12 protein-coding genes are annotated in these 13419 nt (G+C 73.2%); 1 reads left to right on the top strand and 11 read right to left on the bottom strand.

The features are described from left to right. Window positions 1-46 precede the first annotated feature (46 nt). The 6 genes from ftsY to ACIO5E_RS37520 form a co-directional block, all read right to left on the bottom strand. A complete protein-coding gene (ftsY, locus tag ACIO5E_RS37495; protein WP_400676671.1) occupies window positions 47-1243 on the bottom strand; it encodes a signal recognition particle-docking protein FtsY in 1197 nt (398 codons plus the stop codon). Window positions 1244-1290: 47 nt separating this feature from the next. Then, window positions 1291-4932, bottom strand: coding sequence for a chromosome segregation protein SMC (gene smc / locus ACIO5E_RS37500; protein WP_400676673.1), 3642 nt, complete (start codon window positions 4930-4932; stop codon window positions 1291-1293). Between the two features lie 191 nt (window positions 4933-5123). Then, entirely contained in the window at window positions 5124-5327 is a 204-nt protein-coding gene (locus ACIO5E_RS37505; protein ID WP_030243474.1) for a hypothetical protein, read from the bottom strand. A 402-nt stretch (window positions 5328-5729) separates the two neighbouring features. Beyond that, entirely contained in the window at window positions 5730-6029 is a 300-nt protein-coding gene (locus ACIO5E_RS37510; RefSeq protein WP_400676675.1) for an acylphosphatase, read from the bottom strand. Between the two features lie 29 nt (window positions 6030-6058). After that, a complete protein-coding gene (locus ACIO5E_RS37515; RefSeq protein WP_400676677.1) occupies window positions 6059-6562 on the bottom strand; it encodes a winged helix-turn-helix transcriptional regulator in 504 nt (167 codons plus the stop codon). Window positions 6563-6694: 132 nt separating this feature from the next. Beyond that, window positions 6695-8056: a hypothetical protein gene (locus tag ACIO5E_RS37520; protein WP_400676679.1), complete on the bottom strand. Its 1362-nt coding sequence runs from the start codon at window positions 8054-8056 to the stop codon at window positions 6695-6697. 309 nt (window positions 8057-8365) lie between these two features. On the opposite strand from ACIO5E_RS37520, the gene ACIO5E_RS37525 reads away from it, so the two are divergent. Then, a complete protein-coding gene (locus ACIO5E_RS37525; RefSeq protein ID WP_400676681.1) occupies window positions 8366-9286 on the top strand; it encodes a hypothetical protein in 921 nt (306 codons plus the stop codon). A 67-nt stretch (window positions 9287-9353) separates the two neighbouring features. Here the strand turns inward: ACIO5E_RS37525 and mutM are convergent, their stop codons facing one another. The 5 genes from mutM to ACIO5E_RS37550 all read right to left on the bottom strand — a co-directional run bounded on the left by mutM (window position 9354) and on the right by ACIO5E_RS37550 (window position 13274). Then, window positions 9354-10232, bottom strand: coding sequence for a bifunctional DNA-formamidopyrimidine glycosylase/DNA-(apurinic or apyrimidinic site) lyase (gene mutM / locus ACIO5E_RS37530; protein WP_400676683.1), 879 nt, complete (start codon window positions 10230-10232; stop codon window positions 9354-9356). A 40-nt stretch (window positions 10233-10272) separates the two neighbouring features. Further along, window positions 10273-11067 carry a ribonuclease III gene (gene rnc, locus ACIO5E_RS37535; protein ID WP_400676685.1) on the bottom strand — a complete coding sequence of 265 codons (795 nt, stop codon included), beginning with the start codon at window positions 11065-11067 and terminating at the stop codon, window positions 10273-10275. 20 nt (window positions 11068-11087) lie between these two features. Beyond that, complete coding sequence (gene rpmF / locus ACIO5E_RS37540) at window positions 11088-11261, bottom strand: 50S ribosomal protein L32 (protein WP_030056747.1); 174 nt, start codon at window positions 11259-11261, stop codon at window positions 11088-11090. A 2-nt stretch (window positions 11262-11263) separates the two neighbouring features. Then, window positions 11264-11908 carry a YceD family protein gene (locus ACIO5E_RS37545; protein WP_400676687.1) on the bottom strand — a complete coding sequence of 215 codons (645 nt, stop codon included), beginning with the start codon at window positions 11906-11908 and terminating at the stop codon, window positions 11264-11266. Window positions 11909-12080: 172 nt separating this feature from the next. Then, complete coding sequence (locus ACIO5E_RS37550) at window positions 12081-13274, bottom strand: ATP synthase F0 subunit B (RefSeq protein WP_400676689.1); 1194 nt, start codon at window positions 13272-13274, stop codon at window positions 12081-12083. Window positions 13275-13419 lie beyond the last annotated feature (145 nt).

Here is a 13419-nt window from a genome sequence, read left to right on the forward strand (position 1 = left end):
AAAGGGCCCGCCCCTCGCGGAGCGGACCCTACGGACGGGAGGGGCCTCAGTCCCCGATCAGCGCGTCCACGAACGCGCCCGGCTCGAACGGCGCCAGGTCGTCCGCGCCCTCGCCCAGACCGATCAGCTTGACCGGCACGCCCAGCTCGCGCTGGACCGCGACCACGATGCCGCCCTTGGCGGTGCCGTCCAGCTTGGTCAGCACGATGCCGGTGATGTCGACCACCTCGGCGAACACCCGGGCCTGGATCAGGCCGTTCTGGCCGGTGGTGGCGTCCAGCACCAGCAGCACCTCGTCCACCGGGCCGTGCTTCTCGACGACCCGCTTGACCTTGCCCAGCTCGTCCATCAGGCCGGTCTTGGTGTGCAGCCGGCCGGCGGTGTCCACCAGCACGGTGTCGACGCCCTCGGCGATGCCCTCCTTGACCGCGTCGAAGGCGATCGACGCCGGGTCTCCGCCCTCCGGGCCGCGCACGGTGCGCGCACCGACCCGCTCGCCCCAGGTCTGCAGCTGGTCGGCGGCGGCGGCACGGAAGGTGTCGGCCGCGCCGAGCACCACCGTCCGGCCGTCGGCGACCAGGACGCGGGCGAGCTTGCCGGTCGTGGTGGTCTTGCCGACGCCGTTGACGCCGACCACCAGGACCACGGCCGGGCCCTCCGCGTGCTTGGTGGAGCGGACGGTGCGGTCGGAGTCCTTGCCGACCAGCTCGACCAGCTCCTCGCGCAGCAGCGCGCGCAGCTCGTCGGGCGTCCGGGTGCCGAGCACCTTCACCCGGGTGCGCAGCCGCTCGACCAGCTCCTGGGTGGGGGCCACGCCGACGTCGGCGGTCAGCAGGGTCTCCTCGATCTCCTCCCAGGTGTCCTCGTCCAGGTGCTCGCGGGAGAGCAGCGAGAGCAGGCCCTTGCCGATCGAGTTCTGCGAGCGGGAGAGCCGGGAGCGCAGCCGGACCAGCCGGCCCGCGGTGGGCTCGGGGACCTCGACGGCGGGGGCCGCCTCGGCCTCGGCGACCTCGACCTCGGCCTCGGGGAGCTGCACCTCCTCGACGGTGCGGCGGGGCTCCTCGGTCGGCGGCGCGGCCTCCTCGCCGACCTGGGGCTCCTGCGGGGTGGTCGGCGGCGCCGTGATGACCGGCGCCTGCGACTTCGGGGGCAGTTGCTGGCGTCGTCTGCCGGAAACGACGAGGCCGGCGATCGCGCCGATGGCGACCACGGCGATGACTACGGCAAGGATCACGTATTCCATAACGGCTCCAGTATCCGTGACCGGAGCCCGGATGGACCGCAGCCGCCCTACCCGGATGCGCCGCGGGCGGCCCCGGACCGCTCCCGACGCCCTCCCCCGGCCTGCCGACCGGGAGGTGCCGACGCGCGCAGCCGCTGGCTGATCACCTGCGAGATGCCGTCCCCCTTCATGGTCACGCCGTAGAGGGCGTCCGCGGACTCCATGGTCAGCTTCTGGTGGGTGATCACGATCAGCTGGGAGCTCTCCCGCAGCTCCTCCATGATCCCGACCAGTCGACGCAGGTTGGTCTCGTCGAGTGCTGCCTCCACCTCGTCCATCACGTAGAACGGGCTGGGCCTGGCCTTGAAGATCGACACCAGCAGCGCCACCGCGGTCAGCGAGCGCTCGCCACCGGACAGCAGCGACAACCGCTTGACCTTCTTGCCCGGCGGACGGGCCTCCACCTCGACGCCGGTGGTGAGCATGTTGGCCGGGTCGGTCAGCACCAGCCGCCCCTCCCCGCCCGGGAACAGCCGGGCGAAGACGCCCTCGAACTGGGCGGCGGTGTCGTGGTACGCCGCGGTGAACAGCTGCTCGACCCGCTCGTCCACCTCCCGGACGATGTCCAGCAGGTCGCGCCGGCTGCGCTTGAGGTCGTCCAGCTGCTCGCCGAGGAACCGGTGGCGCTCCTCCAGCGCCGCGAACTCCTCCAGCGCCAGCGGGTTGACCTTGCCCAGCTGCTGGTACGCCCGCTCCGCCGCCCTGAGGCGCTTCTCCTGCTCGGCCCGGTCGTACGGGCGCGGCTCGCCGGGCTGCCGCCCCTCCTCCGCGCCGCCGTCGGCGGCCGGCTCCTCGGGGGACGGCGGGACGAGCTGGTCCGGCCCGTACGAGGCGAGCAGTTCGCCGCCGTCGATGCCGAACTCCTCCAGCGCGCGGGCCTCCAACTGTTCGATCCGCAGCCGCTTCTCGGCCCGCAGCACCTCGTCCCGGTGGCCGGCGTCGACCAGCTTGTCCAGTTCCTCCTTGAGGCCGCGGCCCTGCTCGCGGTGCGCCCGCAGTTCGGTCTCGCGCTCGGCGCGCGCCTGCTCGACCGCCGCCCGCCCGGCGTCCGCGCGGGCCAGCGACACCTCCAGGCAGGCCAGCAGCTGCCGGGCGCCCGCCGCGACGGCGTGCGCGACCCGGGCGTCGTGCGCGGCGCGGCGACGGCGCTCGGCGGCCCGGGCGCGCGCCTCGCGCTCGGCGCGGGCGGCCCGGTCCAGCTGGTCCGCCCGTCCGGCGAGCGCGCGGACCCGCTCCTCGTGGGTGCGCACCGCGAGCCTGGCCTCCAGCTCGGCCTGCCGGGAGCCGGTGGCGGCCTCGGCCAGCCGCTGCTGCTCGGCGGTGTCCGGCTCGTCCTCCCCGGCATCCGCCGACTCCTCGGCCGCGGCCAGCCGCTCGGCCAACTCCTCGGCGACGGTCAGCAGTTCGGCCAGCCCCTGGTCGGCCCGCGCGGTGGCGACGGACAGCCGTTCGGCCTCGCCGGCGGCGGCCCTGGCCTGCCCGCCGAGGCGGCCGAGCGCGCCCGCCACCTGGGCCCGTTCCCGCTCCGCCTGCCGCCGCCGATCGGCGAGTTGATCCACGGCGTCGGCCGACTCCCGCCGCCGCTCGGCGAGTTCGGCCAGGCGCTCGGCCGACTCGGCGCAGCGGGCGGTGAGTTCACCGATCGCCCGGGCGGTCTCGTCGACCGCCGCCTGGGTCTCCAGCAGGCTCGGTGCGCCGTCGGAGCCGCCGTGTGCGAAGCCGGCGCCGAGCCGGTCCCCGTCGGCGGTGACGGCGGTCAGCCCGGGGTGGTCCGCGACCAACCGCAGTGCCTCGTCGAGGGTGGCGACGACCGCCACCCGAGCCAGCAGGCTCCGCGCGACATCGGCCAACCCCGGTGGCCCGTCGAGGAGTTCGGCGGCCCAGCGGGCACCGGCGGGCAGCTCCCCCGCGTCGGCGGCCGGTTCGCCCGCACCCGCGATCAGCAGCGCGGCCCGGCCGGCGTCCTGGGCGCGCAGCAGCCGCAGCGCCGCGGCGGCGGTGCCGGGCGAGTCGACGGCCACCGCGTCGGCCGCCGCACCGAGCGCCGCCGCCACCGGCGCCTCGTACCCGGGGACGATCCGCAGCAGGGAGGCCGCCGGACCGAGCAGCCCGCTCAACCGCTCCCCCGCGGCGAGCAGGGCTCCGGTGCCGTCCTTGCGGCGCAGCCCGAGGGACAGCGCCTCGTGCCGCGCGGTGAGCCCGGCCCGCTCGCGCTCGGCGGCGCCGGCCACCTCCCGGGCGGCGGCGAGGTCGCGTTCGACGGCGGAGAGCCGCTCCCGGGCCTCCTGGTGTGCGGCCTCGGCCTGCCCGTCGTCCCCGGCCAGGCCGTCGACCTGCCGCTGGAGTTCGTCGTACTCGTCCTGCGCGGCCCCGGCCCGTAGCAGCGCGTCGTTCCTGGCCTCGGCGAGCCGGCCGGTCTCGGCCTCGGCGGAGGCCGCTCTGGAGCGGGCGGCGGCCGCCTGCCCCTGCAACCGGGCCAGGCCCTCCCGGCGGTCCGCGATGGCCCGGGCGGCGTCCCGGAGGCGGCGTTCCTCGGCGGCCAGCTCACGCTCCAGCCCGCCCTTGCGTTCGACCGCCTCGGCCAGCGCGTACTGTGCCTCCTCCAGCGCCTCGGTGAGCGCGGCCTCCTCCTCCCGGACCCGCGCGGCCTCCTCCTCCAGTTCCTCGGGGTCACGGCCGCGCCGCTCCTCGGCCTGTCCCCCGGCGGCGGCGTGTCGGGCACGGGCCTCGGCCAGCCCGATGGTGCCGCGGCTGCGCTCGGCGAGTGCGGAGAGCCGGTACCAGGTCTGCCGGGCGGCCTCCAGGCTGGGGCCGAGCTGCTGGACCTGCGCCTCCAGCACCGCCTCCCGCTGCACCGCGTGGGCCAGCTCCTGTTCGACGGTGGTCCGGCGCAGCCGCAGTGCCAGTTCGTCGGCGATCTCGGCCTCGACGGCCTGGCGGAGGGTGAGCAGGTCGTCGGCGAGCAGCCGCAGCCGGGCGTCGCGCAGCGCGGCCTGGATGCCGGCGGCGCGGCGGGCGATCCTGGCCTGCCGGCCGAGCGGTCCGAGTTGGCGGCGCAATTCGGCCACCAGGTCCTGGACGCGGTTGAGGTTGGCCTGCATCGCGTCCAGCTTCCGCAGCGCCTTCTCCTTGCGCTTGCGGTGCTTGAGGACGCCGGCCGCCTCCTCGATGAAGGCGCGGCGGCCCATCGGGTCGGCGTGCAGGACGGAGTCCAGCTGGCCCTGGCCGACGATGACGTGCATCTCGCGGCCGATGCCGGAGTCGGAGAGGAGTTCCTGGATGTCCAGCAGGCGGCAGGTCTCGCCGTTGAGCGCGTACTCGCTGCCGCCGTTGCGGAACATGGTCCGGGTGACGGTCACCTCGGCGTAGTCGATCGGCAGGGCGCCGTCGGCGTTGTCGATGGTGAGGCTGACCTCCGCGCGGCCGAGCGGGGGGCGCCCGCTGGTCCCGGCGAAGATGACGTCCTCCATCTTTCCGCCGCGCAGCGACTTGGCGCCCTGCTCCCCCATCACCCAGGACAGCGCGTCGACGACGTTCGACTTGCCGGAGCCGTTCGGGCCGACCACGCAGGTGATGCCGGGCTCGAAACGCAGGGTGGTGCTGGAGGCGAAGGACTTGAACCCGCGCAGCGTCAGACTCTTCAGGTGCACGCGGCCGGTCTCCTCATCGCTCGCCAGGGGCCCAGGGCTCAACGGCGACTGTATCCCCGGCGGGCCGCGCGTCCCGGACACGACCCGGACACGACGAAGGGACGCCACAACCGGGCGTCCCTTGCAAAGCTGCGTCCCTTTCGGGGCGGCTCAGTGCACAGCGGCGTCGATCTGCGAGGACCGGGCGGGACTCAGGTGAGAGCCGGCTCCCGCTGATCCAGATCGATGCTGTTGAGCAGCGAGTGCTCGTCAGCGACAGCGGTGAGCGCGTCGTTCTCAGCCTGCATCCGAAGGAGCTCGGATTCAAGGTCCTGGACGCGCTGCTGAAGCCGTCGCATCTCGGAGAGCATTCGCGGGTCGGGGCCGCCGACGTACCCGAGAAGCGCCTTTGCCATGATGAATGGTCCTCCACGCTGAGTGACCGAACCGGAACGGTACAGGTCTAGGGGGAAGGGGCGCACGCGCGGCGCGTCACCGGCAGTGCTGGCTGGGCACTGACGGCACAACCACCGTGAGCTGGGCTCACGAGGGCATGCACCTACCGGGAAAACGCGGTCGTGTGCGCGGGTTTCCAGCGTCTCACCAAAGACGGTACGGGTCAACACGATCACCGCACGCTACCGCGCCCCTGTCACCTGCCTGGCGGTGTCGTCACGCCTGGAGGTCTCGGGCCGGGTCCGACCACGTGCTCGTGGATCATCGTTCGATGCGGAGTCAACCACGAGTCTGCCCGGATGGCAACCGCATGACACCGGCAGTTGCGGATCAGTTCCGGTCCGCGCCGGTACGGGCCGGGCTCAGCGGATCTCGAAGCCCCCGTAGCCGGGGCCGACGGCCGTCCAGATCTCGGTGACGCCACTGACGCCGCCCGGCGTGTCCGGGCCGCGCAGCAGCTCCAGCAGCTGTTCGCAGTCGGCGGCCAGGCCCTCGGCGACCACCTGCACCCGGCCGTCGCCGAGATTGCTCGCGTAGCCGGTCAGGCCGATCTCCAGCGCCCGTGCCCTGGTCCACCAGCGGAACCCGACCTGCTGGACCTTCCCCCGGACCCAGGCGGTCACCCGGACCGGTTCCTCACTGTGGGCGTCGCGACCATGCATGCCCCGACCCTAACCGCCGTACCGCCCGGTCACAGCTCCACGGGGCCGTCGACCGTCCAGCCCGGGGTGTGCACCCGCGCGTGCAGTTCGCCCCGGCGGGCCTCCCGGCCGCAGCAGCGACAGACCCAGGCCGGGTCGAAGGGGTGCGGCTCGTGCCCCTCGGGCGCGTGGTCGAAGGTCACCGGCGACTCCGGCAGCACCCAGCGGTCGCCCCAGGTGCGCAGCGCGTGGGCGAGCGGTGCGAGGTCCCGCCCGGCCTCGGTGAGGTGGTACTCGTAGCGGGGCGGCCGCTCGCTGTACGGGCGCCGCTCGACCACCCCCGCCTCCTCCAGCGCCCGCAGCCGCGCGGTCAGCCGGTCCCGGGGCGCGCCGGTGTTGCGGGCGATCCGGTCGAAGCGGTGGTTGCCGTAGAACAGCTCGCGGACGGCCAGCAGCGCCCACTTCTCGCCGACCACCTGCAACGCGGCCGCCATCGAGCACGGTCGGCCGGGGACGGCGCCCGGAGCGCGGACGGACTCGGTGTCGGGGGTCACAGCGCCAGCCTGCCACACCGGGTTGCCTTCTCAAACCCGATGCGCCCGCTCACGAGGACCGGCCCGCGCACGCGCCGCGGCCCCGCCGGAGGAACCGGCGGGGCCGCGGAGGCGGGCGATCGGGTCAGCGGGTCACCAGTCGCCGCCGCCGAAGTCCCCGCCACCGCCGAAGTCGCCGCCACCGAAGCCGCCACCGTCGCTGAAGCCGCCGCTGAAGTCGGAGGAGTTGAAGTCGGCGCCGGTGAAGTCGCCGCCCTCGTACTGGTCCTGGTAGCCGTGGTCCATCATCGGCGCCGCGGCGTAGGCCGGGCTGCTGATCATCGAGCCGAGCATGGTCCCGACCAGCAGGCCCGGCAGCAGGCCGCCGCCGCCGAACCCGCCGAAGTAGCCGCCCACCCAGGGGGCGTAGGCCGGTCCGGCGTTCCAGTACGGCTGCGGGCCGTGCTCGGTCTCGACGGTGCGGATGGCCGGGTCGAGGCCGGTGGCCAGCCGGTCCGCGTCGGACTGGCAGACCGGGACGGTACGGGCGGCGCCGCCGGCCGGGGCCCAGTCGGCGTCCTTGACGGACGGGCCGTGGCGCGGGTCGAAGAAGCACGGGGGACGGCGCTCGGGCACCGGGCGCTTCTCCCGCCGGGCCGCCAGGGTGGCCAGCGCGAACCGGCCGTCCTCCAGCGCCTCGGTGACCGGCTTGACGTCGTCCGGCCGCTTGGCCTCGTCCATCAGCCGCTTGGCCTTCTCGTAGGAGTCCAGGGCGTGGGTGTAGTCGGTGCGCTGGGTGTCGTCGGCGTCGGCCGCCGCCGGGTTGAAGTCGAGCCGGTCCAGCTCCTCGCCGAAGGCGGTGATGTCCTCGTCGACCACGCGGCGCAGCTGCTCCAGCTCGGCCCGGGCCTGCTCCTCCTTGCGCTTCTTGGCGCGGCGGAAGAGGAGGAAGACGCCGGCACCGGCCAGCGCGAGCAGCACGACCGGGATGACCACCCAGGCGATCGAGGTGGTGTGGTTCACCCCGGTGCCCTTGGTCTGCGGGGCGGCGCTGTCGACGAAGTCGTTCACGGTGGCGGCGATGTCGCCGTTGTGGGAGCGGAAGGCGGCGCCGGCGATGCGCTCGGCGCTGCCCTGCGACATCGCGCCGCGGTCGGCCTTGGCCGCGAACTGGTCGCCGCGCCAGATCGCGTAGGCACCGTCGATGCCGACCTTGGTGCGCAGGTCCTTGAAGACGGTCTGGGCGCCGTAGGCGGAGTCGGCCGGGACGATCGCGACGAAGATCGGCTTGTCAGCCTTGTTGATCTTCTCGGTCAGGGCGTCGGCCTGGCTCTGGCTGAATCGACTCGTCATCGCCGGATCGACGTAGACCCGGCCCTGCTTCAGGGCGGAGGCCGCGTCGTCCAGCCCGCCGGCGGCCGAGGCCGCCGGAGCCAGCAGGAGCAGCAGCCCGAGCAGCGTCGCCACCAGGGCAAGCGGCCCGGCGCCCCGGGAACGTCGTGCAAGGGTTCTCATGCCCACGACGCTACCGCGACTGGCGTCGGAGCACGGCATACCCTTCGCATACTGGTAATGACAGGATTCCCCGCCGTCCGCCGGGGCTTCGCCCCTCCTCCGGGATGATGTTTCCCCCAGTCGCCCCCGATGCGGGCGGTGTGCGGGAACTGCGGCAGGCGCCCGGTCGTACGTCCCGGCGGGCCCAGGACGTTCCAGGCGGCGTCCCGACCGTATCGCGCGGGCGGGCATAGTGGTCCCGGACCACTGGTCCCATTGCCTTTTCTTGACCAAGCCCGTTCCTGACCCATCTCCCGATCGGAGCACCCGGTGATCATCGGCCTCGTCACCGCCGTAGCGGCATCCGCCTGCTACGGCACCGGCTCAGTCCTCCAGGCCGTCGGATCCCGCCGCTCCGCACGTGAGGAGGCCGCCAAGGGCGCCACCACCAACACCACCGAGCACGGCGGGCCGAGCCTGTCCTCGACCGCGAAGGCCGCCGTCACCTGGGAGTTCATCCTCGGTACGGTGCTCGACCTGATCGGTTTCGGGCTGGGCGCGCTGGCCGCGCGACTGCTGCCGCTGTTCCTCTCCCAGACCATCATCAGCGCCAACCTGGTGATCACCGCGGTGCTGAGCATCAAGCTGCTCGGCATCCGGCTCAAGCAGTTGGAGTGGGCCTCGATCGGCGTGCTCTGCTCGGCGCTGGTGCTGCTGGCCGTCTCGGCCGGGCCCGAGGGCGGCCACCACGCCGAGATGGCCTTCCACTGGTGGCTGCTGGTGGTCACCACCGTGCTGCTGGTCGGCGGCAGCCTGCTGGTGCGGCGGATGGGTTCCAAGGGCGCGATCGTCGCCGGTCTGCTCTCCGGCCTCGGCTTCGGCGCGCTGGGCGTCGGCGTGCGCATCCTGAACGGCATCGATCCGTTCGACCTCGCCAAGCTACTCTCCGACCCGGCCCTGTACGCGATCCTGGTCGGCGGCCTCGGCGGCATGTACGTGCACACGGTGGCGCTGCAGATCGGCTCGGTGAACGGCGCGACGGCCGCGCTGGTGGTCGGCGAGACCGTGCTGCCCGGCGCGATCGGCGTGCTCTGGCTCGGCGACTCCTCCAAGTCCGGCCTGGGCTGGCTCGGCGTGGTCGGCTTCCTGCTCGCGGTGGTGTCCGCGGTCGGGGTCGCCTACTTCGGCCAGGACACCCACGGCGCCCCCGGCGAGGCGGCCGCCGACCAACCGGAACTCGCCAAGCACTGAGCCGGTTTAGACCGACCGGCACATGGTGGGTGGCGTCGCGACGCCGGCCACCATGTGCCGGTCGGTCTTAGCCCCCGCTGCGGGCCCGTGGCACGCGCTGGCAGCGGGGGCAGAAGTAGCTGGAACGGTTCATCCAGGCGGCCCGCCGGATCGGGGTCCCGCAGCGGCGGCAGGGCTCGTGCTCGCGGCCGTACGCGTCGAGGTCCCGGGAGAAGTACCCGCTCTCGCCGTTCACGTTGACGTACAGGCTGTCGAAGCTGGTGCCGCCGACGGCGAGCGCGGCCGTCATCACCTCGCGGGCGTTGGCCAGCAGTTCGGCGGTCTGCGGGCGGGTGAGCGTCGCGGTCGGGCGGTCGTAGTGCAGCCGGGAGCGCCAGAGCGCCTCGTCGGCGTAGATGTTGCCGACCCCGCTGATCAGCGTCTGGTCGAGCAGTGCCCGCTTCACGGTGGTGCGCTTGGCCCGCAGCGCGACCGAGAAGACGGCGTCGTCGAAGCGCGGGTCGAGCGGGTCGCGGGCGATGTGCGCGATGGAGAGCGGGGTGCCCTCCGGGTCGCCGTCCTCGGCCTCCTCGACCGCGAGGCCGCCGAAGGTCCGCTGGTCGACGAAGCGCAGCTCGCGCCCGCCGTCGGTGAACCGCAGCCGTACCCGCAGGTGCGTCTCGTCGGGAACCGACGGGTCCTGGACGAGGAGTTGGCCGCTCATCCCGAGGTGGCCGATCAGCGAGAATCCTGCGCCGGTCCCCGCCAGCGGCACCCACAGGTACTTGCCGCGCCGCTGCGCGGTGCCCAGGGTGGTGCCGATCAGCCGGGCGGTGAAGTCGGCCGCGCCGGCGGGCTGGCGGCGCACCGCACGCGGGTGCAGCACCTGGACGTCGGCGACGGTCCGCCCGGCGACCCAGTTCGCCAGACCACGGCGGACGACCTCGACTTCGGGAAGTTCGGGCACGGGAACAGACCTCCTGCGAAAGTGATCGGCAGGAGGAAGGCTACTGCGCCCCGGCGGGCAGCCGGTCGGCGTACTTCTCCTTGATCGCTCGCCAAGCGCTCTCGGCGGCCTTCTGCTCGGCCTCCTTCTTCGAGCGGCCGACGCCGCTGCCGAAGTCCTCGCCGGCCACCCGGGCCGCCGCGGTGAAGGTCTTCTCGTGGTCCGGACCGGACTCCATGACCACGTACTCGGGCACCCCGATGCCCACCGAGGCGGTGAGCTCCTGCAGGCTGGTCTTCCAGTCCAGGCCGGCGCCCAGCTGAGAGGACTCCTCGATCAGCGGGTCGAACAGCCGGTGGACGAACTCGGTGGCCGCGTCCAGACCCTGGTCCAGGTAGACGGCCCCGATCACGGCCTCGACGGTGTCGGCGAGGATCGACGACTTGTCGCGGCCGCCGGTGCCCTCCTCGCCCTTGCCGAGCCGGATGAACTCGCCGAGGTCCAGGCCCCGGCCGACGTCCGCGAGCGCGCGGGAGTTGACCACTGCGGCGCGCAGCTTGGCGAGCGTGCCCTCCGGGACGTCCGGGTGGACGCGGTAGAGGGTGTCGGTCACCACCAGGCCCAGCACCGAGTCGCCGAGGAACTCCAGGCGCTCGTTGGTGGGCAGACCCCCGTTCTCGTACGCGTACGAGCGGTGGGTCAGGGCACGCACCAGAAGGGCGCGCTCGAGTGTGTACCCGAGGCGCCCTTCCAGGACGTCGTATTCGGTCGAAGCCGGCCCACCGGCCCTGCCACCGCCCGAAGAGGAACCCTTCGGGGCGGCGGACGCCTTGCGGGTGGAGTTACCGTCCGACATCGATCCGTGCACCCCGCCGATCAGACCGAGAGGACCTGGCGACGGTTGTACGTGCCGCAGCTCGGGCACGCGATGTGGCCCAGCTTCGGCTCGTGGCAGCGGTCGCACGCCACGAGGGCCGGAACGACGGCCTTCCAGTTGGAACGGCGGTGGCGCGTGTTGCTGCGCGACATCTTCCGCTTCGGAACAGCCACGGCTACTTCTCCTGGTTCTCGGCGAGACCCTCACGGGTGTCGCTGTTCTTGATCCCGTCACCCTCGTCGCCGGGGGCGGCGGAGAGTCCCTGCAGAGCCGCCCACCTGGGGTCGGCGGCGTCGTGGTGGTGCGTCGGGTCGTCGCTCAGGCGCGCTCCGCACTCGGAGCACAGGCCCAGGCAGTCTTCCTGGCACACCGGCTGCAGCGGCAGTGCGAGCACCACCGCGTCACGCAGCACCGGCTGGAGGTCGAAGAAGTCGCCCTCCAGGCGGTAAGTCTCTTCTTCCGAGTCCTCGTCGAGGTCCTCGGTCCCGGTGGTCCGGGCGCGGTGACGCTCGTCGGACTCCGGGTAGTAGTACAGCTCCTGGAAGTCGACGTCGATGCCGTCCTCGACGGGCTCCAGGCACCGGACGCACTCGCCCTCGATCCGGGCCTCGGCGGTGCCGGTCACCAGCACGCCCTCGACCACGGACTCCAGGCGGAGCTCCAGATGGAGTTCGCTCTTCTCCGGCACGCCGATCACGTCGATGATCCCCAGGCCCTCGGGGGCCTCCAGAGTGCGGGACACCTTGCGCAGCGAGCCCGGGCGACGTCCCAGCTCGTGCGTGTCGAACACGAGGGGGTCGCGGTGGTCGAGGCGGTTCAAGGTGTCCTGACTTCCATGGGAAACATCGATGTGCGGTGCCTTCACGCCGGTGGCGCGCGGGCAAGCCGACAGTCCGACACGAAAAGGCCGGAGTGGTCAGCCTACCGGAGTCTCCCCCCAGGCCCAACTTCGGCCCCGTCAGGGACACCCGACGGGGCCGCTCGGGCCCGGCTCAGCGACCGCCCAGCTCCCGGAGCTTGGTCATGTCGATCATGCTGGTGTCGAAGAAGCTGGTCTCGTCCAGGCCCTGCTGCTGCGCCACGGCCGGCGGGGTCGCGGGCTGCTGCGGGTAGGTGTAGGCGTCGTACTGCTGCGCGCCGTAGCCCGGTTGCTGCTGCTGTTGTTGCTGCTGCTGCTGGTAGCCGTAGTCCCCGTGCTGCTGCTGGCCCGCGTAGTCCGGCTGCTGCGGGTAGCCGTCCGCGGCACCCTGCTGCTGGTACCCCCACTGGGTCCCGTACGGGTCGCCCTGGCCGGCCGGGTCGTAGCCGCCGCCGTACACCTCGGCGTACTGCCCGCCCTGCTGCTGGGCCGCCGCGTACTGGTCGGCGCCGGGGGCCTGCCAGCCCGCCGCGGCCGGGGTCTGCTCCGGCCAGGTCTGCTGCTGCGGGACGTCCTCGCGGTACCAGGCGATGTCGTCGCCGTCGGCGTCGTGGGCGAAGCCCGCGGCCACCGCCTCGGCCCGCTCCTTGGCCTGCTGCGCCTCGTCGGCGGCGGCCAGGTAGGCGCCCAGCTCGTCGATCGGCCGCTTGCCGAGCAGCTTGTCGCGGCCCTTGCCGACCGCTTCCAGGGTGGCGCCGAGGACGTTCTCCAGCGTGGCGAGCTTCACATCGACGTACTCGTCGACCTCGGGGCTGGGGCTGATCCGCTGCGGCTGGAACTCCTCGCCGTCCGGCTCGCCCTCGTGCTCGGTCTCGAAGACGCTGGAGTCGCCGCGCAGCTTGGTCCGGCCGCGGCCGACCGAGCCCAGCGTCTTGGTCAGCACGACCTCGAAGTTGGCGAGCTTGCTGTCCACGTAGTCGTCGGCCTCGGCGCGCTTGGTCTCGACCTCGGCGCGGGCCTCGGCGAGGATCCGGTCGGCCTCGGCCTGGGCCCGGCGGACCACCTCGGTGTCGGAGATCAGCGAGCCCCGCTCGGCGTGCGCGCCCTGGATGATCCGGTCCGCCTCGGCCTGGGCGCCGGCCACCACCTGCTCGTGGTCGGCCATCACCGACTGCGCCTGGGCGAGTTCGGCGGGCAGCGCCGCCTTGAGGTCGTTGAGCAGGCCGATGAGCTCGGCCCGGTTCACCACGCAGGAGGCCGACATCGGCATCGAACGGGCGTTCTCGACCGCCGCGACGATCTCGTCGACCTTGTTCTGCACGTCCACGGGGCTTCGTCTTTCCGTGTGCCGCCGACGGTCCGGCGGAGGCAGGCCCGACGCGGCGAACCTCACCGCAGGGCAGGAATACAGACTGTACGGCCACCGCGCGGCGAGGTCACAACGCCCGAGCCCGACCGGCTGACCGGGCACC

The organism is Kitasatospora sp. NPDC087314 (assembly GCF_044744365.1).
In the GTDB taxonomy this organism is placed as follows: domain Bacteria; phylum Actinomycetota; class Actinomycetes; order Streptomycetales; family Streptomycetaceae; genus Kitasatospora.